The organism is Streptomyces sp. NPDC098101, assembly GCF_044760185.1.
Lineage (GTDB): Bacteria > Actinomycetota > Actinomycetes > Streptomycetales > Streptomycetaceae > Streptomyces.
Map to the genome: position 1 here is coordinate 61,618 of NZ_JBIWAS010000006.1, position 20,322 is coordinate 81,939.

21 protein-coding genes are annotated in these 20,322 nt (G+C 73.8%); 9 read left to right on the forward strand and 12 right to left on the reverse strand.

The window, feature by feature from the left end:
* Positions 1–199: 199 nt before the first annotated feature.
* Both ACIQVI_RS25745 and ACIQVI_RS25750 read left to right on the forward strand, forming a co-directional pair.
* Positions 200–1,081, forward strand: a complete 882-nt coding sequence (locus tag ACIQVI_RS25745; RefSeq protein WP_403599913.1) for an esterase/lipase family protein — start codon at positions 200–202, stop codon at positions 1,079–1,081.
* A 202-nt stretch (positions 1,082–1,283) separates the two neighbouring features.
* Positions 1,284–2,324: a hypothetical protein gene (locus ACIQVI_RS25750; RefSeq protein WP_403599916.1), complete on the forward strand. Its 1,041-nt coding sequence runs from the start codon at positions 1,284–1,286 to the stop codon at positions 2,322–2,324.
* 52 nt (positions 2,325–2,376) lie between these two features.
* Here the strand turns inward: ACIQVI_RS25750 and ACIQVI_RS25755 are convergent, their stop codons facing one another.
* Entirely contained in the window at positions 2,377–3,372 is a 996-nt protein-coding gene (locus tag ACIQVI_RS25755; RefSeq protein ID WP_403599919.1) for a lytic polysaccharide monooxygenase, read from the reverse strand.
* Between the two features lie 161 nt (positions 3,373–3,533).
* Positions 3,534–4,202 carry a response regulator gene (locus ACIQVI_RS25760; RefSeq protein WP_403599922.1) on the reverse strand — a complete coding sequence of 223 codons (669 nt, stop codon included), beginning with the start codon at positions 4,200–4,202 and terminating at the stop codon, positions 3,534–3,536.
* Between the two features lie 134 nt (positions 4,203–4,336).
* Between ACIQVI_RS25760 and ACIQVI_RS25765 the strand changes: the two genes are divergently transcribed.
* The 4 genes from ACIQVI_RS25765 to ACIQVI_RS25780 all read left to right on the forward strand — a co-directional run bounded on the left by ACIQVI_RS25765 (position 4,337) and on the right by ACIQVI_RS25780 (position 7,891).
* Positions 4,337–5,320, forward strand: coding sequence for a tripartite tricarboxylate transporter substrate binding protein (locus tag ACIQVI_RS25765; RefSeq protein WP_351970258.1), 984 nt, complete (start codon positions 4,337–4,339; stop codon positions 5,318–5,320).
* Positions 5,317–5,841 (forward strand): tripartite tricarboxylate transporter TctB family protein, encoded by a 525-nt coding sequence (locus tag ACIQVI_RS25770; RefSeq protein ID WP_351970259.1) that lies wholly within the window; start codon positions 5,317–5,319, stop codon positions 5,839–5,841. The genes ACIQVI_RS25765 and ACIQVI_RS25770 overlap by 4 nt, the downstream gene beginning before the upstream one ends.
* A gap of 3 nt (positions 5,842–5,844) precedes the next feature.
* The gene (locus ACIQVI_RS25775) at positions 5,845–7,350 is read left to right on the forward strand and encodes a tripartite tricarboxylate transporter permease (RefSeq protein ID WP_403599926.1); all 1,506 of its coding nucleotides are present in this window, start codon (positions 5,845–5,847) and stop codon (positions 7,348–7,350) included.
* 76 nt (positions 7,351–7,426) lie between these two features.
* Positions 7,427–7,891 (forward strand): DUF6299 family protein, encoded by a 465-nt coding sequence (locus tag ACIQVI_RS25780; RefSeq protein WP_403599929.1) that lies wholly within the window; start codon positions 7,427–7,429, stop codon positions 7,889–7,891.
* A gap of 8 nt (positions 7,892–7,899) precedes the next feature.
* Here the strand turns inward: ACIQVI_RS25780 and ACIQVI_RS25785 are convergent, their stop codons facing one another.
* Together ACIQVI_RS25785 and ACIQVI_RS25790 are read right to left on the reverse strand one after the other, a co-directional pair.
* Positions 7,900–8,388: a DUF402 domain-containing protein gene (locus ACIQVI_RS25785; RefSeq protein WP_351970262.1), complete on the reverse strand. Its 489-nt coding sequence runs from the start codon at positions 8,386–8,388 to the stop codon at positions 7,900–7,902.
* The gene (locus ACIQVI_RS25790; RefSeq protein WP_403599932.1) at positions 8,369–9,298 is read right to left on the reverse strand and encodes a GNAT family N-acetyltransferase; all 930 of its coding nucleotides are present in this window, start codon (positions 9,296–9,298) and stop codon (positions 8,369–8,371) included. The genes ACIQVI_RS25785 and ACIQVI_RS25790 overlap by 20 nt, the downstream gene beginning before the upstream one ends.
* A gap of 73 nt (positions 9,299–9,371) precedes the next feature.
* On the opposite strand from ACIQVI_RS25790, the gene ACIQVI_RS25795 reads away from it, so the two are divergent.
* Positions 9,372–9,746: a GntR family transcriptional regulator gene (locus ACIQVI_RS25795; RefSeq protein WP_121833177.1), complete on the forward strand. Its 375-nt coding sequence runs from the start codon at positions 9,372–9,374 to the stop codon at positions 9,744–9,746.
* A gap of 111 nt (positions 9,747–9,857) precedes the next feature.
* Here ACIQVI_RS25795 and ACIQVI_RS25800 read toward each other — a convergent pair whose 3' ends face one another.
* From ACIQVI_RS25800 to ACIQVI_RS25815, 4 genes are all read right to left on the reverse strand, one after another.
* Entirely contained in the window at positions 9,858–10,976 is a 1,119-nt protein-coding gene (locus tag ACIQVI_RS25800) for a DUF5925 domain-containing protein (protein WP_351970264.1), read from the reverse strand.
* Positions 10,977–11,049: 73 nt separating this feature from the next.
* Positions 11,050–11,814, reverse strand: a complete 765-nt coding sequence (locus ACIQVI_RS25805; protein WP_403600556.1) for a polysaccharide deacetylase family protein — start codon at positions 11,812–11,814, stop codon at positions 11,050–11,052.
* Between the two features lie 35 nt (positions 11,815–11,849).
* Positions 11,850–12,953, reverse strand: coding sequence for a glycosyltransferase family 2 protein (locus ACIQVI_RS25810; protein ID WP_403599936.1), 1,104 nt, complete (start codon positions 12,951–12,953; stop codon positions 11,850–11,852).
* Positions 12,950–13,780: a glycosyltransferase family 2 protein gene (locus ACIQVI_RS25815; RefSeq protein WP_351970266.1), complete on the reverse strand. Its 831-nt coding sequence runs from the start codon at positions 13,778–13,780 to the stop codon at positions 12,950–12,952. The genes ACIQVI_RS25810 and ACIQVI_RS25815 overlap by 4 nt, the downstream gene beginning before the upstream one ends.
* Before the next feature lie 643 nt (positions 13,781–14,423).
* Here ACIQVI_RS25815 and ACIQVI_RS25820 point away from each other — a divergent pair.
* Complete coding sequence (locus ACIQVI_RS25820; RefSeq protein WP_403599940.1) at positions 14,424–15,230, forward strand: SGNH/GDSL hydrolase family protein; 807 nt, start codon at positions 14,424–14,426, stop codon at positions 15,228–15,230.
* Here ACIQVI_RS25820 and ACIQVI_RS25825 read toward each other — a convergent pair.
* A complete protein-coding gene (locus tag ACIQVI_RS25825; RefSeq protein ID WP_403599943.1) occupies positions 15,214–16,287 on the reverse strand; it encodes a protein kinase in 1,074 nt (357 codons plus the stop codon). The genes ACIQVI_RS25820 and ACIQVI_RS25825 overlap by 17 nt on opposite strands.
* A 323-nt stretch (positions 16,288–16,610) precedes the next feature.
* Between ACIQVI_RS25825 and ACIQVI_RS25830 the strand changes: the two genes are divergently transcribed.
* Positions 16,611–16,883, forward strand: a complete 273-nt coding sequence (locus tag ACIQVI_RS25830) for a hypothetical protein (RefSeq protein ID WP_121834013.1) — start codon at positions 16,611–16,613, stop codon at positions 16,881–16,883.
* A gap of 107 nt (positions 16,884–16,990) precedes the next feature.
* Here ACIQVI_RS25830 and ACIQVI_RS25835 read toward each other — a convergent pair whose 3' ends face one another.
* The 3 genes from ACIQVI_RS25835 to ACIQVI_RS25845 all read right to left on the reverse strand — a co-directional run bounded on the left by ACIQVI_RS25835 (position 16,991) and on the right by ACIQVI_RS25845 (position 20,295).
* Positions 16,991–18,187, reverse strand: a complete 1,197-nt coding sequence (locus ACIQVI_RS25835; protein WP_351970269.1) for a CaiB/BaiF CoA-transferase family protein — start codon at positions 18,185–18,187, stop codon at positions 16,991–16,993.
* A gap of 77 nt (positions 18,188–18,264) precedes the next feature.
* Entirely contained in the window at positions 18,265–19,512 is a 1,248-nt protein-coding gene (locus ACIQVI_RS25840) for a type ISP restriction/modification enzyme (protein ID WP_403599947.1), read from the reverse strand.
* Positions 19,513–19,545: 33 nt separating this feature from the next.
* Entirely contained in the window at positions 19,546–20,295 is a 750-nt protein-coding gene (locus ACIQVI_RS25845) for a GntR family transcriptional regulator (protein ID WP_351970271.1), read from the reverse strand.
* Positions 20,296–20,322: the final 27 nt, after the last annotated feature.

Consider the following 20,322-nt stretch of genomic DNA (forward strand, 5'->3'; position numbering starts at 1 on the left):
CTTCCCGTGTCCCGGCGCGGCCCCATCCTCAACTGCCGCATTATCAGATGGTCATGACGGCGCATCACTTTTTACCGACGCGTAACTTCCCAGTCGAGGCTACCCGTGCGTAGCTTGGCTGAAGCGCATCCCCACTTGTGGTCCGGACCGCAGGGCGTAGCACCCCACCTTTCCCCTTGAGCCGCAAGGAGATCGCCCGATGCTGCCCTGGAAGCACGCCGTCAGAGCGCTGTCCGTCCTGCTGCTGACCGCCGCCGCCACCCTCGCCCCCACCGCCGCCTCCGCCGCCCCCGACCGGGCCGGAACCATCGCTGCCGCGCCCAGCCGTGGCTGGAACGACTTCTCCTGCAAGCCCTCCGCCGCGCACCCGCGCCCCGTCGTCCTCGTCCACGGCACCTTCGGCAACTCCGTCGACAACTGGCTCGGCCTCGCGCCGTACCTGGTCAACCGCGGGTACTGCGTCTTCTCGCTCGACTACGGGCAGCTCCCCGGCGTGGCCTTCTTCCACGGCCTCGGTCCCGTCGAGGCCTCCGCCGGGCAGCTCGCCACCTACGTCGACCGGGTCCTCGCCGCCACCGGCGCCCCCGAGGCCGACCTCGTCGGACACTCGCAGGGCGGGATGATGCCCCGCTGGTACCTGAAGTTCCTCGGTGGTGCCGACAAGGTGAACGCGCTGGTCGGCATCGCCCCGAACAGCCACGGCACCACCCTGCTCGGCCTCACCGGGCTCCTGCCGTACTTCCCCGGGGTCGAGGACCTCATCAGCTCCAGCACCCCGGGCCTCGCCGACCAGGTCGCGGGCTCGCCCTTCGTCACCAAGCTCAACCAGGGCGGCGACACCGTGCCGGGGGTCCGCTACCACGTCATCGCGACCAAGTACGACGAGGTCGTCACGCCGTACCGCTCGCAGTTCCTGAGCGGCCCGAACGTCACCAACGTCCTCATCCAGGACAAGTGCGCGCTCGACCTGTCCGAGCACGTGGCGATCGGCACGGTGGACCGGGTCACCTTCCACGAGGTCGCCAACGCCCTCGACCCGGCCCGCGCGACTCCGACCACCTGCCTCTCCGTGGTCGGCTAGCGGAGCGCCCGGTACGCGGCCGGGGCCCTCGGGAGAGGCCCCGGCCGCGCTCGTCTTCGCTCCGTCGGCCCAATGGACACGCCCTCTGATGGCGCAGTGTCACGGAATGAGCACTAATTGTCATCAGGTGTGCGTTTCTTGCGCATCGCGAGACAGCCATGGTGGACGCCCGAGGGGCGTTCACGGACGGAGCCTGTGACACATGACCACCGAACTGCCCCAGACCCAGCCCGCAGAAGACGGCACGGAAGCGGAAGCGGAGGCGGAGATACGCCCCTTCGCGGGAGCCGTACCGGAGCCGCCGGTGGACGAGGCACCGGAGGAGACCGGGGCCGCCGGGGAAACCCCGGAGCGGGACGCGCCCGACGACGGGACCGGCGACGCGCCCGCTGACACGCTCGACGGCGAGACCGGTGACGAGGCGGTCCGCACGCTCCTGACCACGGCGGCGACCGAGCGCCCGGTGGAGGAGGTCGCCGCGCTCGTGGCCCGGCTCCAGGAGACCGGTGAGCTCTCCAGCCCCGCCGACGTGGCGCTCCGCGCGGCCGCCGTCACCCGCCCCCTGGACGAAGTACGGGAACTGGTCGTCCTGTTGAACGCCTCCGGGTACGACCTCCACGAGGCCGAGACCACGCTGCGCGCCGCGGCGGTGGGGCGGCCGATCGAGGACGTGGTGCGGCTCGTCGGCATCCTCGGCACCGAGGACACGGCTCCGCCGGCCGCCCGGGCCGCCGCCCCGGACGCCGCCGCTCCCGCCGCCCCCAAGCGCCCCCGGGGCGCCGCGCGGCGGACCCGGTCGCCCCTGGACGGCGCGCTGGCCATGGGCCCCGGCAGCCACAGCACCTCCCCGGCGCTGCGGTCGGTACTGCGCTGGCCGGCGGCGCTCGCCCTGGCCGCCTGCGGTCTCGTCCACCTGCCGACGGACCTCACGGGCCTGCGTGCGGGCGGTGACGCGGAGACGCTGTCCGTGGTCGTCACCGTGCTCTGCCTGGTGGGCGCCGCATGGCTCGCGGCGCGGGACACCCTGGTGGCCTGGGCGGCCGCCGCGGGCCTCGGCGTCGCCGTCATCGCCCTCCACGGGGTCGCGACCGCCCGCACCGCCGATCTGCTGAGCGGCAGCCTCGGCGCCACGTCCGCCTGGGCGAAGGCGCTGGCCCTCCTGGGCGCCGTGGCCGTCGTCGCCCTGGCGGCCTCGGTCGTGGTGCGGCACACGAGAACGGCCGGCGCGGCGGACAACGCCTGACGCGCGGGTCGCCGCCCGGGAGCGGGAAACCGCCCGGGCGGCGACCGGACGCTCAGGCCCGGCGGCGCCGGGCGGTCCCGAAGAGCACGGCCGCACCGGCCGCGAGCACGGCGGCGCCGCCGATCGCGAGGTACGGGGTGCTGGAGTCCCCGCCCGTCTCGGCCAGCTCCACACCCGAACCGGAGGTCCCGGCGGGCGCGGGCGCGTTGGGCTCGGCGGGCGCGGCGGAGGACGGCGCGGGGGCCTTCGTCCCCTCGCCCGTCTTCTCGCCCGTCCCCTCGGTCCCGGCGCCCGTGTCCCCGGCGCCGGTCGCCGGGTCGTCGTCCCCGTGCCCGCCGTGCTCGACCGAGGACTGGTCCTTGCCGTCCTGGATCTGCTCGTCGGTGGGCGCGGAGGCGCTCGGCGCCGGAGAGCCGCCGTCCTGCCCGAACACCACGTCGGAGCAGGTGTAGAAGGCCTCGGGGGAGTCGGAGCGCTGCCAGATCGAGTAGATCAGGTGGCGGCCGGACTTCTTCGGCACGGTCCCCTGGAAGACGTAGTCGCCGTTCTGCATCCCCGGGTCGGTCACCGTCAGGAACGGCTTCGCCTCCAGGTCCGACCACTTCAGTGGCTTCGACGGGTCGTACCCGTCCTTCGTCACGTACAGCTCGAACGAGCCCTTGTGCGGCGCGGTCCCCTTGTAGTGGAAGGTGTGCGCCCCGGAGCTCAGCCTGCTCGCCGGCCAGTCGGCCCGGGCCAGGTCGAGCCCGCGGTACTTGTCGTTGCCCGCGCTGCACAGCTTGCCGTCCGGGATCAGCTGCCGGTGCTGTCCGGCGGCGTTCGCGATGTTCACCGCGTTCCAGTCGTAGAACGCCTGCGTCCCGCTCGCCGCCACCGCCGCCTTGCAGGCCGCCGACTGCGGCGACTCCGGCCCCTCCGCGTAACAGGCCGAGACCCGGCTCACCGGATCCGTCATCGACCCGTGCGCGAACGCGGGCGCGACCGAAAGCCCGGACAGGGCCAGCACGGTACCGACGGTGACGACTGCGGCGGAACGACGAGAGGTCATGGGAGGACAGCTCCTTCACGGGGACGAGCAAGGGGGGTTGCCCAGCAAGCTAGCCCCCCGAAACCCCGAAAACCCCCAGGAGAACCGGCAGAGGCCCATCCTTAGGGCCCCTTTAAGGAGCCACTAAGCGACGGCTGAGGAACCGTCCCGGCCGGCCCCCGTCAGCCCAGCCGCCGGTACCGTCGTTCCGGGCGGCCCGTGCCGCCGTAGCGGAGGGTGACCTCCGCGCGGCCCGTTTCCGCGAAGTATTCGAGGTAGCGGCGGGCGCTGACGCGGGACAGGGAGCCCGCCTCGGCGCACTCCGTCGCCGAGAGGCCCTCCGGGTGGGCGCGGAGGACCGCGTCGACCAGGTCGGCGGTGGGGGCTGCGATGCCCTTGGGGAGTTCGCGGGAGCCGCGCGGGCGGGCGCCGAAGATCTGGTCGACGTCCTCCTGCCGGGCCTCGTCCAGATCGTCGAGGCGGGTGCGCAGCGAGGCCACGTGGCGGAGCTGCTCGTGCAGCGCCGCCTGGCTGAACGGCTTGATCAGATAGTGCAGCGCCCCCGCCCGGAGCGCCGAGCGGATCGTCCCCGCGTCCCGCGCCGCCGTGATGAAGAGCGCGTCCGTGGCGTGCCCCGCCGCCCGCAGCTCCCGCAGCACCCGGACGCCGTCCATGTCGGGCAGGAACACGTCGAGCAGCACCAGATCGGGCCGCAGCCGCCCGGCCGCGCGCAGGGCCTCGGCGCCGCTGTGCGCGACCCCGGCCACCGTGAAGCCCGCCACCGCCGACACGTAGCGGCAGTGCAGCTTGGCGACCATGAAGTCGTCGTCGACCACCAGCACCTTCGTCACGCCGACCCACGCTAGGTCCCGACCACAACGACCACAACGTCCGTTGGTTGCGGAAGAGAGACAGCTTCTTCACGCGCGGGCAACATGTGGGCCACCTCACACCCCCTTTCCCTCCTACCTGAGAGGCGGCACACGTGCGGTTGCGCACCCCCTTCGCCCTCCTCGGAGCGGCGCTGCTCGTGCTGGTGGGTCCGCCGCTGCTCAGCCCGGGCAGCGGCTCCGACACCGGCACGCGGATCCCCGGCCTGCGCCTCATGGTCCCCAACACCCCCGGCGGCGGCTACGACATCACCGCCCGCACCGCCGCCAAGAACGCCGAGGAAGCCGGACTCACCGGCGACGTCGAGGTCTTCAACCTGCCCGGCGCGGGCGGCACCGTCGGCCTCACCCGGCTCGTCGGCGAACGCGGCAACGGGCGCCTCGCGATGTCCATGGGCCTCGGCGTCGTCGGCGCCGTCCACACCAACAAGACCCCGATCACCCTCGCCGACACCACCCCGATCGCCCGGCTCACCGAGGAGCAGGACATCGTCGTGGTCGCCAAGGACTCCCCGTACAAGACGATCCGGGACCTGCTCGCGGCCTGGCGGAAGGACCCCGGCAAGCTGCCCGTCGGCGGCGGCTCCTCGCCCGGCGGGCCCGACCACCTCGCCCCCATGCTGATGGCCCGCGCCGCCGGGATCTCCCCGAAGGACGTCAACTACGTCCCCTTCGACGGCGGTGGCGAACTCCTCGCCTCCATCCTCGGGAACAAGGTCGCCTTCGGCGTCTCCGGCGTCGGCGAGTACCTCGACCAGATCGAGGCCGGCGAGCTGCGCCTGCTCGCCGTCACCGGCCCGAAGCGCGTCCCCGGCCTCGACGCCCCCACCCTCCGCGAGGCCGGACTCGACACCGAGTTCACCAACTGGCGCGGCATCGTCGCCCCGCCCGGCCTCTCCGACGCCGAGCGCGACAAGCTCGTCGCCCTCGTCACCGCCCTGCACGGCTCCCCGCAGTGGCGCGCGTCGATGAAGACCCACGGCTGGGACGACGCCTTCCTCCCCGGCGAGCGCTTCGGCGCCTTCCTCACCGAGCAGGACCGGCGCGTCGCCTCCGTACTGAAGGAGCTGGGACTGTGAAGCCGACCGTTCGCACGAAGCCGACCGTTCCCCCCTGGCTGCGCGGACGCTCCGAACTCGGCGTCGGAGCCCTCCTCTTCCTCCTCGGCGTCCTCGTCCTCACCGACGCCCTCACCCTCGACGACACCGTCACCGGACGCGGCCCGGTCGGCCCCGCCACCGTGCCGCTCGTCGTCGGCTGCGGCCTCCTCGTCGTCTCCGTCCTGCTCACCGTCGACGTCCTGCGCGGCGGCCGCGGCGAGGCCGAGGGCGGCGAGGACGTCGACCTGACCGAACCCGCCGACCGGCGCACCGTCCTGCTCCTGGCCGGCGTCTTCCTCGGCTTCGCCGTCCTCATCGGCCCCGTCGGCTTCCCCGTCGCCGGCGCCCTCCTCTTCTGGGGCGCCGCCCACGCCCTCGGCAGCCGCCACCTCCCCCGCGACCCGCTGATCGCGGCCGGCCTGTCGCTCCTCACCTACGTCGTCTTCGACCGGCTGCTCGGCGTCCCGCTGCCCGGCGGCCCCCTGATGGGAGTGATCTGACCCGTGGATTCCCTGAACTCCCTCATCGACGGCTTCGGGACCGCCCTCACCCCGGCGAACCTGCTCTGGGCCGCCCTCGGCGTGCTCCTCGGCACCGCCATCGGCGTCCTGCCCGGCATCGGCCCCGCCATGGCCGTCGCCCTGCTGCTCCCGGTGACCTACGGACTCGACCCGACCGGCGCCTTCATCATGTTCGCCGGCATCTACTACGGAGCCATGTTCGGCGGCTCCACCACCTCCATCCTGCTCAACACCCCCGGCGAGAGCGCGGCCGTCGTCGCCGCCATCGAGGGCAACCCGATGGCCAAGGCCGGCCGGGGCGCGCAGGCGCTCGCCGCCGCGGCCGTCGGCCACTTCGCCGGCGGCATGATCGGCACGATCCTGCTCGTCGTCCTCGCCCCGACCGTCGCCGCCCTCGCCGTCGACATCGGCGCCCCCGACTACCTCGCCCTCATGGTCCTCGCCTTCATCGCGGTGACCTCCGTCCTCGGCTCCTCCCGCGTCCGCGGCCTCGCCTCCCTGCTCATCGGCCTCACCATCGGCCTGGTCGGCCTGGACTCGATGACCGGACAGCAGCGCCTCACCTTCGGCTCGCTCCAGCTCGCCGACGGCGTGGACGTCGTCATCGTCGCGGTCGGCCTCTTCGCCATCGGCGAGGCCCTGTGGGTCGCCGCCCACCTGCGCCGCACGGCGGGCGAGGCCATCCCGGTCGGCCGCCCCTGGCTGGGCCGGGAGGACGTGAAGCGCACCTGGAAGCCCTGGCTGCGCGGCCCGTTCATCGGCTTCCCCTTCGGCGCCATCCCGGCCGGCGGCGCCGAGATCCCGACCTTCCTCTCGTACGTCACCGAGAAGCGGCTCTCGAAGCACAAGGAGCAGTTCGGCAAGGGCGCCGTCGAGGGCGTCGCCGGACCCGAGGCGGCGGCCTCCGCCTCCGCCGCCGGGACGCTCGTCTCCATGCTGACCCTCGGCCTGCCCACGACCGCCGTCGCCGCCGTGATGCTGGCCGCGTTCCAGCAGTACGGCATCCAGCCCGGACCGCTGCTCTTCGAGCGGGAGCCCGACCTCGTGTGGGGCCTGATCGCCTCGCTCTTCGTCGGCATGGTGCTGCTGCTCGCGCTCAACCTGCCGCTCGCCCCCGTCTGGGCCAAGCTGCTGCGCATCCCCCGCCCGTACCTCTACGCCGGCATCCTCTTCTTCGCCGCCGTCGGCGCGTACGCGGTGGGCGGCGAGGCGCTCGACCTGGTCGTCCTGCTCGTCATCGGCCTGATCGGCCTCGGGATGCGGCGCTACGGCCTGCCGGTGCTGCCCGCCGTCATCGGCGTCATCCTCGGACCGGCCGCCGAACAGCAACTGCGCCGCGCCCTCCAGATCAGCGACGGCGCCCTGACCGGGCTCGTGAACACCCCGTTCTCGATCACCGTGTACGCGGTCGTCGCGGTCCTGCTCACCTGGCCGCTCCTGCGGCGGGCGTTCCCCCGGCGCCCGGCCCCCTCCCCACCGAAGGGATGAACTTCGGCCATCTGACGGCCGGATCCGGGTATCCCTGGCGGGCAGTACCATCCCCCACCCCGAAGGGACCCCCCTCATGCGCGTCCGGCTCGTTCTCGCCGCAGCCGCCCTGCTCACCGCCGCCGTCGCCCCCCTCGCCCACGCGGGAGGGGCCGACGGCCACCACGCCGCCGACCGGCCCACCGGGGCCTCCGTCCGCGACGGCCACTTCACCAACGGCCTCTTCGTCGACGCGTACGGAACCGTCGCCGACGACGCCACCGTCACCCTCTCCGGCACCTACCGGTGCCTGGACGACAGCGCGGGCCCCGTCTTCGTGAGCTCCACCCTCGTCCAGGGAGACCGCTCCACCGGCATCGGCGGCACCCGGGCCGTCTGCGACGGACACCTCCACACCTGGACCAACAGCTCCGTGGTGAAGGACCCCGCCTACGTCCCCGGCGCCGCCCGCGTGGAGGCCACCCTCCTGCAGCTCAGCGGGACGGGCCTGCCGCTGCCCCGCTTCCTCGCCACCGAGAAGACGGACGTCGAGCTGCGCTGACGCGCCCCCTACCGGGGCCCGTCCAGCAGGTCGACCAGACCGGCCCGGCCGAGCGCCGCGAGCTCGTCGAGGGCGGCGACGGCCCGGGCCGCCGCCTCCGGATCGGAGGCGGCGAGACCGCTCGCCGCGAACTCGTCCTCGTCGAGCCGCAGCACCTCGCTGCCGTCCGCCGACACCCACAGGTCCAGGTCCAGGTCCTCGACCACCACCCCGGCCCCGCCGATCACGGGCGGCCGGGTGACGTCGCAGTACCAGCCCTTGAGGGAGCCGTCGGCGGACCACACCTCCTTGACCGTGAACCAGCGGTCCCGCCAGTAGTGCTCCACGAAGACGTCGCCCGGCTCGAACCGCACGAAGCCGAAGTCCCGCACCCCCTCGGCCGCCCACGGCGCGCGCACCGAGAGCCGGCCCGGCTCCGCCACGAGCACCTCGGCCGGATAGCGGATCTTCGTCCGGCCCGCCTTCGTCAGGGTGACCTCAACCGAGCGCCCGGACATGCCGCACCTCCGTCGCCGCGATCGCGTACCCGAACCACCGGTTGATCGCCAGCATCGGCCCGTTGCCCGTGTCGTTCCCGGTGAACGCCTCCGTACAGCCCGCCTCCCGGGCCCGGTGCAGGGACGCGTTCTTCACCAGCTTGGCGAGCCCCCGGCCCCGGAAGGCCGGCGCCGTGCCCGTCATCCCCGTGTTGTACCGGCCGAGACCGTCCGTCTGCGCCACGCTGAACGCGGCCGGCACCCCGTCCACCACCGCGACCGTCGTCAGCGTCCGGTCGAGGAGGGGGTGCTCCCAGGTGGTCTCCAGCCAGTGCGCGTAGTCGTCCATCGCGACCGACACGTCACCCGGCTCGTCCGCGGTCGTCACCGCGTCCAGCTCGAACAGCGGCCGGGGATCGGCCGCGAAGTCCTCGGCCGTCACCAGCTCGACGCCCGGGGGCGGCGCCTGGAGCGGCGGCAGCCCGGCCCCCGCCAGGTCGAGCCGGAGGAAGTGGGCCGAGCGACTGGGGGAGTACCCCCGCCGCTCCGCCCAGCCCCGGTGCTCCGGCGCGTCCAGGACCCAGCTGTAGAGGGTGCGCGCGCCGTGCGCGGCCAGGTGCTCCTCGGCGGCGCGCAGCAGCAGCGTCCCCGCGCCGCGCCCCTGGTGGGCGGGGTCCACGTACACGTTGAGGGAGCCGATGCCCGGCTCCGGCGAGTCGTGGGCGATCCGCAGCTGGACGGTTCCGACGACCTCGCCGTCCCCGTCCCCGTCCACGGCGACGAACGGGCGCGCGTGGCTCCCGGGATGGGCGTGCGCCCAGTCGAACAGGAACTGTTCCGCGGTCGCGAGCATGAAGGGGAGGGCGGCACGGCGGACACGGGCGTAGCCCTCGGCGTCCCCGGGCCGTACATCACGGACGATCACAGTCATGTGGGCGCACGCTACGGGCAGAGCGCGCACCGCCGCCTCCCCTTTTCCGGCGGGGTGGGGGCAGAATCGGCGGGTGACACTCACCATCGTCGTGGACCACGAATCCACCACCGCTCCCTACGAACAACTGCGTGCCCAGATCTCGGAGCGGGCCCGGTCGGGCGGACTGCCGGTCGGCTACAAACTGCCGACGGTACGGGGACTCGCGGAGCAGCTGGGGCTCGCAGCGAACACGGTCGCCAAGGCGTACAAGGCGCTGGAGGCGGACGGGGTCATCGAGACGCGCGGGCGCCACGGGACCTTCGTCGCCGCCGCCGGGGACGCGGCGAGCCGCCGGGCCGCCAGCGCCGCCGCCCAGTACGCCGAGGAGACCCGCCGCCTCGGCCTCAGCCGCGAGGCCGCCGAGGCGGCGATGAGCGAGGCCCTGCGGGCGGCGTACGACAGCTAGCGCCCCCGGAAGAGCGCCACTCCTGTAGCCCCTGGCCACAGATGCGACCTTTGGCTACAGGTACAACCCCTGGCTGCAGGTACAACCCCTGGTCACAGATACAGCCCCTGATTACAGGTACAGCCCCGCCCCCGCCGTGCGGGGCTCGGGAAGGTCCGCCGGGGGCGTGCCGCGACGGAGCGCGAACAGCTCCGCCAGCGTCGCGCCCTCGCGCGGCACGTCCTCCTCGCGCCCGAGCCACGCCACCGACTCGGCCCGGCTCAGCGGCCCCACCTCGATGCGGGCCAGGCAGCGGCCCGGCCGGACCACGGCCGGGTGCAGCCGCTCCAGGTCCTCGTTGGTGGTGACCCCGACCAGGACGTTCCGTCCCTGCCCGAGCAGGCCGTCCGTCAGGTTCAGCAGCCGGGACAGGGCCTGCCCCGCCGTGTGCTTCGCCTCGCCCCGGATCAGCTCGTCGCAGTCCTCCAGGAGCAGCAGCCGCCAGCGGCCCTTCGCCGTGCCCTCGTCCTCCCCGATGGCGATGTCCATCAGATAGCCGACGTCGTTGAAGAGCCGCTCCGGGTCGAGGACGCAGTCCACCTGGCACCAGTCCCGCCAGGACCGCGCCAGGGTCCGCAGCGCGGACGTCTTGCCGGTCCCCGGCGGCCCGTGCAGCAGCAGGAGGCGCCCCGCGATGGAGTCGGGCGTCACCTTCATCAGCCGGTCCATGGAATCGGCCACCGGCGCCGCGTAGTTGGGCCGGACCTCCTCCCACGTCCCGGCGCTGATCTGCCGGGTGGTGCGGTGCGGGCCGCGCCGGGGCGACACGTACCAGAAGCCCATCGTCACGTTCTCGGGCTGCGGCTCCGGCTCGTCCTTCGCCCCCTCCGTGGCCTCGCCGAGGATCCGCGTCGCCAGCTCCGCGTCCGTGGCCGTCACCGTGACGTCCGCGCCCCGGTTCCAGCGGGAGACCAGGAGCGTCCAGCCCTCGCCCTCGGCGAGCAGGGCGCTGCGGTCGTCGTCCTTCGAGGCCCGCAGCACGCGCGCGCCCGCCGGGAGCAGCGTGGCCTCCGGCTTGACCCGGTCCAGGGTGGTGCTGTGGGAGTGGGGCTGCTCGCCGGTCGCGAAGCGGCCGAGGAACAGCGCGTCGACGACGTCCGACGGCGAGTCGCTGTCGTCGAGGTTCAGCCGGATCGGCAGCGACCGCTGCGGTGCGGACGGTACCGGTGGGGTGTCAGCCATGGCGCCCATGATCCGGCAACCGGGTGCGCGGCGCACCGTCTTTTGGGCGGGGCGCGCCCCCGGTCGCCGGAGTGGCGGTACGTCAGATCCAGTGGCCGCGCAGCGCGCCCCGGGCGCGCCGGGCGAGCGCGTACCCCTTCGTCAGGGCCCGGTCGGCCGCGAAGTTCCGCGCGATCGCGCGGCCCTCGATCAGCCGGACGAACTCCTCGATGCCGGTGGACCGGCGCACGGTCACCCGTTCCAGGGCGTACGGCCCCTGGCGGCGGCGGGCGAGCGCGTTGCCGACGGCGAGCGCCTGGGCGAACCCGGCCTCCCGGACCGCCCGGCGGACCCGCCGGCTGGAGTACCCGTACGGGTAGGCGAAGGAGACCGGCGCGGTGCCGAGTTCCTCGCCGACGATCTCCCGGCAGCGCAGCGTCTCGAACCGGAGCCGTTCCGCGTCGAGCTGGTCGAGCTGCGGGTGGCTGTGGCTGTGGCCGCCGATCTCCGTTCCCGCGTCGGCCAGTTCGCGCACCTGTGCCCAGTCGAGCATGGTGTCGAGGGCGCCGCCCCCGTCGTGCTTGCCGCGCAGCCAGCCGGTGGAGACGAAGACGGTGCTCGCGAAGGAGTGCTTCGCGAGCACCGGCAGGGCGTGCCGGTGCACGCCCTCGTAGCCGTCGTCGAAGGTGACGAGCAGCGGCCGGGCGGGCAGCGGCGTCCCGTCCCGCCAGGCGGCGGCGAGCCCGGCCGTGGTCAGCGGGGTGAACCCCCGCTCGGCGACCGCCGCCATCTGCGCGGCGAACGCCCCGGGCGTGACGGAGAGGCCGAGGGCGGCGGGGGCCGGGTCCCGGTCGACGGCGTGGTACATGAGGACGGGGACGGGCGTGTTCCCGGAGGCGCCCGTCACGAGGCCACCTCTTCGGCGGCTTCGTTACCGCTCCGTCCGGCGGCGCGTCCGGTGGCGTGTTCGCCGGCGCGTCCATCGATGTGTTCGTCGGCGCGCTCGTCGGTGCGTTCGATCGGGCCCCAGGAGAAGGTGGTGCCGGAGCGGCGGGCCCGCAGCTGTCCGAGGGCGTAGCCGCCGGCCGCGAGGGCCACCCCGGTGACGATGGCCCCGGCGCGGCCCGCGCCGCCGGAGCGGCCGCGCAGCGCGTCGCGCACTCCGCGCAGGACGCCGGCGGGCAGCACCCGGGTGGTGTAGCGCCGCTCGGACTCCAGGCCCTTCTGCGCGCCGACGCTCCGCGCGACGAGCGCCTTGGAGAGCCCCTCGGCGTACACCCGGGTGCGGAAGTAGCCGAAGCGCTCGCGGGCGGCGGGCACCTTGTGGTGGATGACCGCCCGGTCGTCCATGAGCAGCACCGCCTCGGGCAGCGCCTTGGAGAGCCGGATGCACAGCTCGGTCTCCTCGCCGCCCAGGGGCCGCCGGTCGCCGTCCCGGCCGATGCCGGTGGCGAAGCCGCCCGCCGCGTCGAAGGCCGTACGGCGGAAGGAGGCGTTGCCGCCGAGCACGTTCCGGACGGGGACGCGGCCCGGGGCCAGGCCCCGGTACGTACAGCCGACGACCCAGTCGAACTCCTCGGGGAACCAGGCCGGGCGGTGGCCGGACGCCCAGGCGGGCAGGGTCCGGCCGCCGACGGCCATGACGCGCGGGTCGTCGTAGGCGGCGGCGAAGTGGTGGAGCCAGTCCCGCTCGGCGACGGCGTCGTCGTCGAGGAAGGCCACGAACTCGCCGCGGGCGGCGGCGATTCCGGTGTTGCGGCCGGCGGAGAGGCCGCGGGGGCCCGCGTTGGCGAGCACCCGCACCTCCTCCCGGAGCCGTGCGTCCGCGTACTCCTCGGCGAGCCGTGCGCGCAGGCGCTCGTTGTGGTCGACCACGAGGAGCGTCTCCAGCGGCGGCAGCGACTGCTTCCGCACGGAGTCGACGGCGGCGAGGATGTCCTCCCACCGGTCCTCCGTGTAGACGCAGACGACCACCGAGAAGCCGTGTGGGGACGTGCCGTCGCTCAAGACACCTCTCCCCGGGGGACGTTCACCGAGAAGGGGGCGGGCCGGCGGCGGGCCGCCTTGGCGAGGGACTTCTCCTTGAGGATGACCTTCAGGACCCGGATGCCGTCGCGCACGGCGTTGAGGTTGCTGACGCCGTGGATGCGGTTGTACTCGTGGCTCGGCACCTCCTGCACCTTGAGGCCGGCCTTGACGACCCGGATGTTGATCAGGGTCTCGATCTCGAATCCGGTGCAGTCGAGGGTGATCTTGTCGAGGCAGTGGCGCCAGAAGGCGTTGTAGCCGTAGCAGAGGTCGGTGTAGCGGGCGCCGAACTTGCGGTTGACGAGCGTGCAGAGGGCCCAGTTGCCGAGTCTGCGGATGGTCGTCATGTCGTCCGTGCCGCCGCCGTTGGCGAAACGGGATCCCTTGGCGAAGTCCGCGCCGCCGACGAGGGCGGAGACGTAGGAGACGATCTCCTGGCCGTCGGCCGAGCCGTCCGCGTCGACCATGACGATGATGTCACCGGTGCAGGCGGCGAAACCGCTGATCAGCGCGTCGCCCTTGCCCTTTCCGACCTGCTTGACGACCTTGACGTCCGGCCAGAGTTCACGGGCGACGTCGACCGTGTTGTCGGTGGAATTTCCGTCGACGAGGACGACTTCGTGAATCCAGTCCGGCAGCGTCTTGAAGACGTACGGAAGATTTTCGGCCTCGTTCATCGCGGGAATGACCACACTCACCGGCGGAGCGATCGCCAGATGCGAGGTGATGGCCCGGTACTGGGCGGCTATTCGACTCGGCTCGGTCAATTCTTGGCCCGTGGCGGCCGGGCGCAGGAACGAGCTCATGGGTCTTTTTTCCCTCTCGTCCGGTGGGCCGCCCACCCCTTGGGCGGTCCGATGGTGTGTCCGGTTCGAAAGGGGGGTTCTCGCCATTCCGCGCGGAAACGATCACCTTGCGGGACCGGCGAGTTGGCATGGCTGGCCGCGCGGTACCCGCGACTCGGCGCACGTTCGAACACCGAGCACGGCACCCCCCTACCGCGCCCCCACCGGAACCACCGCGACGCTAGAGCCCTCCCCTGAGCCGCTTTGCATGATGGACCGGTGCGGGTGAGATGTACGACGGTATTGATGAATGGGACTGTATGGCAAGTCCCGGATCTGTGGCCTGCTTTTCCGTAGTTTGACGGAGCTTCAGCGGTCGGATACGCGCTCGGCCCGGTCGGATTCGATCAATCCGACGATGCGTCGGAGGGTGGTGGGGCAAGGGCGTACTCCTGTGCATTGATGTGTGAACGTGTCGCGATCCCGGGGTTTCGCGAGGCGAAAAGCGGGAGTGGAGCGTCCGCTTCCTCTACTGGCTGGATTTCGATGGTCCATGACGGAGGATCGAAGGAAGTTCACCCCCAGTTTTGACATGGACACTTCCGGGGCGGCGGATCCGCTGCTACTACCTGGTAACGCAGAGATCCTGCTACAGGGAGGTTCCATGAGACTGTCCCGATTCACCGCCCTCTCCTCCTCGCTCCTCCTCGGCGCCGTCCTCGCCCTCACCGGGGCGGGCGCCGCCCAGGCCGCGGAGAGCGCCGCCCTCGACTACGTGGCGCTGGGCGACTCGTACTCCTCCGGCGTGGGAGCCGGCAGCTACGACAGCGCCAGCGGCTCCTGCAAGCGCTCCACGAAGGCGTACCCGGTCCTCTGGAAGAACGCGAACGCCCCCTCCTCGTTCGCCTTCACCGCTTGCTCGGGCGCCCGAACGGGTGATGTGACCGCGAATCAGCTGGGACCGCTCTCGGCCGCCACCGACCTGGTCTCTCTCACGATCGGGGGAAATGACGCCGGTTTCGCCGACGTCATGACGACCTGTGTGCTCCAGTCCGAGTCCACCTGCGTCAATCGCGTGAATCAGGCCAAGGCCTACGTCGACTCCACCCTGCCCGGCAAGCTCGACTCCGTGTACAACGCGATCAGGAACAAGGCGCCCAACGCCCGTGTGGTCGTCCTCGGCTACCCGCGCTTCTACCAGCTGAACGGCACCTGCGTCGCCGGCCTGAGCGAGGGCGAGCGCCGGGCCATCAACGGAGCCTCCGACCACCTCAACGCCGCCGTGGCCAAGCGCGCCGCCGACCACGGCTACACCTTCGCCAGTGTCGTCTCCGCCTTCACCGGACACGAGATCTGCTCCGGCTCGGCCTGGCTGCACAGCGTCAACTGGCTCAACATCGGCGAGTCGTACCACCCGACCGCCGCCGGACAGTCCGGCGGCTACCTGCCGCCCTTCAGGAACGCGGTGTAGCCGGTACGCCGTCCGCCCCCGTGGCGCCGGGACCGGCCGGAACGGTGCTCGTGACACCGCCCGGCGCACCCGGACCGGCGCCCGGCCCGTCGTCCCGCACCACGTGGTAGACCAGCGCCCCCACGATGAGCAGCGCCCCGACGATCCCGGCCACCAGGACGGGGACCCGGCGGGGCGCCCCGCGCTTGCGGGCGGGCGGAGCGCCGTGCGCGGAGGCCGTGTTCTCGCCGTCGCCGTGGGCGCTCGGGCGCGGGGCGGGTCCGGGTCCGGTACGTGGTGCGTCGTCGTCCCTCCGCGAGCCGCCCGTACCCTTTCGCGAGCTCCCCGCGTCCTTCCGTGAGCCGTCCCCGTCCGCCCCCGCGCCGCCCGCGGGCGTCCGTGCGCCGCCCGCGGGCGTCCGTGCGCCGCCGCCCGCCACCCGGCGCAGCTCCCGCTCGGCCCGGTCCGCCGTCACGGCGTCCTCCGGCCCTTCGCCCAGGAGCGCGTCGATCACGGCGCCCAGCGGCCCGGACCGGTCGTCCGCGGCCGTCTCCAGGAGCGCCCCCAGGGAGCGCAGCTCCGCCGCCGGGCCCGCGTCGTCCTCCGGCGCGCCGCCGAAGCCGGTGACGACCACCCGGCCGTCGTTCCCCAGGAGTACGTGCTCCGCCCGCACGCCCGGGTGGGGGACGCCGGCCTCCCGGGCCGCCCGCAGTCCGGCCAGGACCTCGGCGCCGACGCGCGCGGCCTCGCGCGCGGGCAGCGGCCCGCCCGCCTCCAGGGTCTCGGCGAGAGTGAGGCCCCGGACCAGCTCCGTCACCACCCAGGGCCGGCCGTCCTCGGTGACCACGCCGAGGACCCGTGCGACGGAGGGGTGGGAGACCCGCGCGGCGGCCCGCGCCGCGCGCTCCCGCCGCGCGTGCAGCAGGGGCGCCTCGTCCGCCGGGAGTCCGGGCGGCACCCGGGAATCCTTGAGGGCCACCTCGTGGCCGTCCGTCTCGTCCAGGGCGCGCCAGACGGTGCCCGTCGCCCCCTCGGCCAGGACGTCCAGAAGCCGGTAACGACCCGCGATCACCGTCATGGATCCACGGTAGCCGAGGAGGGCCCTCCCGGCTCCCGGCCCGCACCGGACCGGCTGCCGGACCCCGTCGTTGGATCTTGGTGGCGGAGATCACACGGGCCTCCGTGCCTCCGGGGGGCACTCCGGAGTGCAGGATGGTTCGTGACGGTTCGACAGGTGTTCGAGCCCTGTCCAACTCGCCCTGGAATCACACGTATTCGGAGGGTGACCGTCAACCCCCGTACGGGTGCGTTGAATCCCCTCGCCGGGATACACGGGTGTCATGACGGGGCGATAGGGTTAACCTGCCCGGGTCGGGTGCCCTTGTACGGGTGGGGAGTGACATGGAACAGATAGCAATGCGCAGCAGGCCGCGAGTGCCTGCCATCACCTGCGGGAGCAGCGCGACCAGTTCGCGGCTCGACCGTCATCTCGCGGTGCTCGGCGGACCCGCCGTGCCCCAGCGCGAGGTGGCCGAGGCGACCCTGCTGATGAGGGAACTGACGACGCGTACGCACGAGACGCCGGTGCACGGCCACCGCAGCCGCAGCGCCCGGGTCTCGCTCTTCGCACCGCTCCGCCGACTCCGCCGCTCCCTCTTCGGCACCCGCCGCTAGCCCGCCCGGGTCCCGGCCGCCCGTACGGCCCCGACCACGACTCCGCCGGACGTGTCCCCGCCCGTCCGGCGTTCGTCGTGTCCGTACCGGCTGTTCTCGCCGGCCCGTCAGGCGACCACGCCCGCGTTCCTGAGCTCCTTCACCTCCGCCTCCCGCAGCCCGAGCCCCGCGAGCACCGCGTCCGTGTCCTGCCCCAGGGCCGGGATCCGGTCCATCCGGGGCTCCGGCGCGTCCGGGAAGACGATCGGCGGGAGCAGCGTCCGCAGCGGCCCGACCGGCGACTCCACCTCCCGCCACCGGTCACGGGCCGTCAGCTGCGGATGGTCCGCCAGCTCCGCCACCGAGTTGAGCCGGGCGCAGGCGATGCCCGCCGCGTCGAGCCGGGCGAGCGCCTCCTCCGCCGTCAGCGGGGCCAGCGCCGCCGCGACCGCCGCGTCCGTCGCCGCGCGCCCCGCCACCCGCGCCGCGTTCGTCGCGAAGGCCGGGTCGTCGGCGAGGCCGGGCCGCCCGAGCACCTGCCCGGCGAGCCGCCGCCACTCCCGGTCGTTCTGCACGGAGAGCAGCACCAGGCCCCCGTCCGCCGTCGGATAGGCGTCGTACGGGGCGATCACCGCGTGCGCGAGCCCCGTGCGCGCCGGGGCCTCGCCCCCGTGCGCCCCGTGGTGGAGCGGATGCCCCATCCACTCGGCCAGCGCGTCGAGGAGGGAGACCTCCACCGGCCCGCCCCGGCCGGTCGTGCCGCGCCGCACGAGCGCGGCGAGGACGCCCGAGAAGGCGTACATCCCGGCGGCGATGTCGGCCGCCGGGATGCCCGACTTGACGGGCTGCTCCGGGGTCCCGGTCACCGACACGAGGCCCGCCTCGCACTGGACGAGCATGTCGTACGCCCGCCGGTGCGCGTACGGCCCCTCCGCCCCGTATCCGGAGACGTCCACCGCGATCAGCCGGGGGTGCGCGGCGCACAGGGTGGCGGCGTCGAGGCCGAGGCGGGCCGCGGCTCCCTGCGCGAGGTTCTGCACGAAGACGTCGGCGCCGGCCGTCATCCGCCGGACGAGGGCCAGGCCCCGGGGGTCCTTGAGGTCGATCGCCACCGACTCCTTGCCGCGGTTGCACCACACGAAGTGGGAGGCCAGGCCCCGGGCGGCGGTGTCGTAGCCGCGGGCGAAGTCGCCGCCGTCGGGGCGCTCGACCTTGACGACGCGGGCGCCGAGGTCGGCGAGCTGGCGGGTGGCGAAGGGCGCGGCGACGGCCTGCTCGACGGCGACGACCGTGATTCCTTCGAGGGGGAGTGGCTGAGTGCTCATGACCGCCCTGCCTACCCTGCCGGACCGGCCCCTGTCATCAGGGGACGCGTCACCCGGCCCCCGTCGTCCCGCCGCGGTCACAGCAGCACGAACTGCCCCTCCGGGCCCTCCTCCCGGTGGTCCAGTACGGACGCGGGGCGGCGGGCCCGGGCGGGCGGCGGCAGCACCCCGGCGGCCCGCAGCGCCGTCGCGCCGTCCTCCGTGCCTTCCCCGTCCGCCGCGTTTTTCGAGTTTTCCGCCGCCCGTGCCGCGAGGGCCGCCCGCTCCGGCTCCCGTGCCCCGAGCAGCGCGAGCACGGTGATCAGGTCGAGCAGCTCCGAGGTCCACTCCTGCGGCCAGGCGGCCGGGCCGATCGCCTCCAGCGAGCCGGGCTCCGCCGGAGCGGTCCGGCGCGCGAACCACTGCTCCAGGACCCGCGCCCCGCCCACCCGGAACTCCCAGGCCTCCGCCGGTACGGGGGAGATCCGGCCCCCGTCGAGGACCAGGGCCTCGTCCTCGGAGTCGTACGCCATCGTCGTCGGACGGGCGGGGACCGCGGCCCGCACGTAGGGGCGGCGGCCGCCCGGAAGGCGGGGCTTCGTCCCGTTCAGGGCGCCCCGCAGCTGCACGTCGAGGAGGTCCCGGCCGAGCGCCACGCCCGCCGTCCAGACCTCCGGGCCCGCGGGGAGGGGGACGCGGCACCCGGCGGGGGAGGGGCGGGCCGCCGCCACCGTCCACGCCAGCCAGTCGAGGGCGTCGGCCTCCTGCCCGTACCGCCGCCGGAGGAAGTCCAGGAGTCCGGGCGCGAGGTTGGGCTCGTGGCCGCCGGGGCGGCGGAACAGCGGCCGGATCCGGCCCGGGCGGCCCGCCGGGGAGCCCTCCGGCAGCGCGGCCGTCACCAGGAGCGCGGGCCCGGCCGCCCCCGGCACGTACCCCTGCTCGACGGCGAACAGCTGCGGCTCCCCGGCGACCCGCCACAGCTCCGGCCGGGCGGTGTCGATCAGCCGGTGGTCGGGGAGCAGCCACTGCTCGTCGAACGGCCCGTGCGCCACCCGCACCGGCGTCGGGCACGGGCCCGCCTCGCGCGCGAACCGCACGGTCCCGGTGCGCTGTCCGGGCAGCGAGGCCACCGCGCTCGCCGGGGTCCGCGCCCGGCTGGGCCGGAACAGCGCCTCCCGCTCGGCCCCCTCGGCGGCCACGAGCCGGTCCCAGCGGGTCCGCAGCGTCCGCGCGTCGGGGGCGACGATCCAGGAACGGCCGAACCGCGGCGGGGCCACGGACCACGGCATCAGCTCGTCGAGGAGGGGCGCGTCCTGCGGCCGGGCGTCATCGGTCACGCCCCGCATGTTAATGACCGCCGTCCGTGCGGCTCCAGGGCGTCAGTGCGCCTCGACCGTGACCGTGAACGAGAAGCGGTCGCCGCGGTAGCGGATGCGGGCCACGTCGACGACCCGGCCGTCCTCGTCGTAGGTCACGCCCGTGTAGTGGAGGATCGGGGAGAGCAGCGGGACCCGGAGGAGGCCCGCCGTCTCCGGGTCGGCGAGGCGGGCCTCGACCGTGTCCGTGATGCGGCTGATCCGCACCCCGACCACGTCCCGCAGCACCTTCGTCATCGGCCAGCGCTCCAGGTCCGCCGGGTCGATCGCGGCGGCGAGCGCGGGGAGCACCGCGTTCTCCGCCCAGTTCGTCGGCTCGCCGCTCTCCCCGTCGCTGCGCAGCCGCCGGTACGCCACGACCTCGGGCACGTCGGGGAAGTACTCCGCGAGCTCCCCGGGCACCGGCTCGGCGCCGTGCCCGAGGACCGTCGTCCGCTCGCCCGACTGCTGGGCCACGATCGCGTCGATCGAGCCGAGCAGCCGGCGCGGGGTGGAGCGGCGGGCACCCGGCTCGATGAAGGTGCCGCGCCGCCGGTGCCGGCTGATCAGGCCCTCCTCCTCCAGCTCCTTGAGGGCCTGGCGCATGGTCAGCACGCTCACGCCGTAGTGCGCGGCGAGCTGCTCCTCGGTGGGCAGCCGCAGCGAGGCGTCGGGCGTGCGGCCCAGTATCGAGGCGCGCAGCGACTGCGAGACCTGGTACCAGAGCGGCAGCTTGCGGTTCAGGACCAGCGAATCGGGAGCGAAGGCGGTCACGGGTCCTCCGTACGAAGGCTACGAACT

Coding starts and splice junctions, on each gene's coding strand:
- ACIQVI_RS25745 (WP_403599913.1), top strand. CDS start 200: ATGCTGCCCTGGAAGCACGCCGTCAGAGCGCTGTCCGTCCTGCTGCTG.
- ACIQVI_RS25750 (WP_403599916.1), top strand. CDS start 1,284: ATGACCACCGAACTGCCCCAGACCCAGCCCGCAGAAGACGGCACGGAA.
- ACIQVI_RS25755 (WP_403599919.1), bottom strand. CDS start 3,372: ATGACCTCTCGTCGTTCCGCCGCAGTCGTCACCGTCGGTACCGTGCTG.
- ACIQVI_RS25780 (WP_403599929.1), top strand. CDS start 7,427: ATGCGCGTCCGGCTCGTTCTCGCCGCAGCCGCCCTGCTCACCGCCGCC.
- ACIQVI_RS25785 (WP_351970262.1), bottom strand. CDS start 8,388: ATGTCCGGGCGCTCGGTTGAGGTCACCCTGACGAAGGCGGGCCGGACG.
- ACIQVI_RS25790 (WP_403599932.1), bottom strand. CDS start 9,298: ATGACTGTGATCGTCCGTGATGTACGGCCCGGGGACGCCGAGGGCTAC.
- ACIQVI_RS25800 (WP_351970264.1), bottom strand. CDS start 10,976: ATGGGCGCCATGGCTGACACCCCACCGGTACCGTCCGCACCGCAGCGG.
- ACIQVI_RS25805 (WP_403600556.1), bottom strand. CDS start 11,814: ATGTACCACGCCGTCGACCGGGACCCGGCCCCCGCCGCCCTCGGCCTC.
- ACIQVI_RS25815 (WP_351970266.1), bottom strand. CDS start 13,780: ATGAGCTCGTTCCTGCGCCCGGCCGCCACGGGCCAAGAATTGACCGAG.
- ACIQVI_RS25820 (WP_403599940.1), top strand. CDS start 14,424: ATGAGACTGTCCCGATTCACCGCCCTCTCCTCCTCGCTCCTCCTCGGC.
- ACIQVI_RS25825 (WP_403599943.1), bottom strand. CDS start 16,287: ATGACGGTGATCGCGGGTCGTTACCGGCTTCTGGACGTCCTGGCCGAG.
- ACIQVI_RS25830 (WP_121834013.1), top strand. CDS start 16,611: ATGGAACAGATAGCAATGCGCAGCAGGCCGCGAGTGCCTGCCATCACC.
- ACIQVI_RS25835 (WP_351970269.1), bottom strand. CDS start 18,187: ATGAGCACTCAGCCACTCCCCCTCGAAGGAATCACGGTCGTCGCCGTC.
- ACIQVI_RS25840 (WP_403599947.1), bottom strand. CDS start 19,512: ATGCGGGGCGTGACCGATGACGCCCGGCCGCAGGACGCGCCCCTCCTC.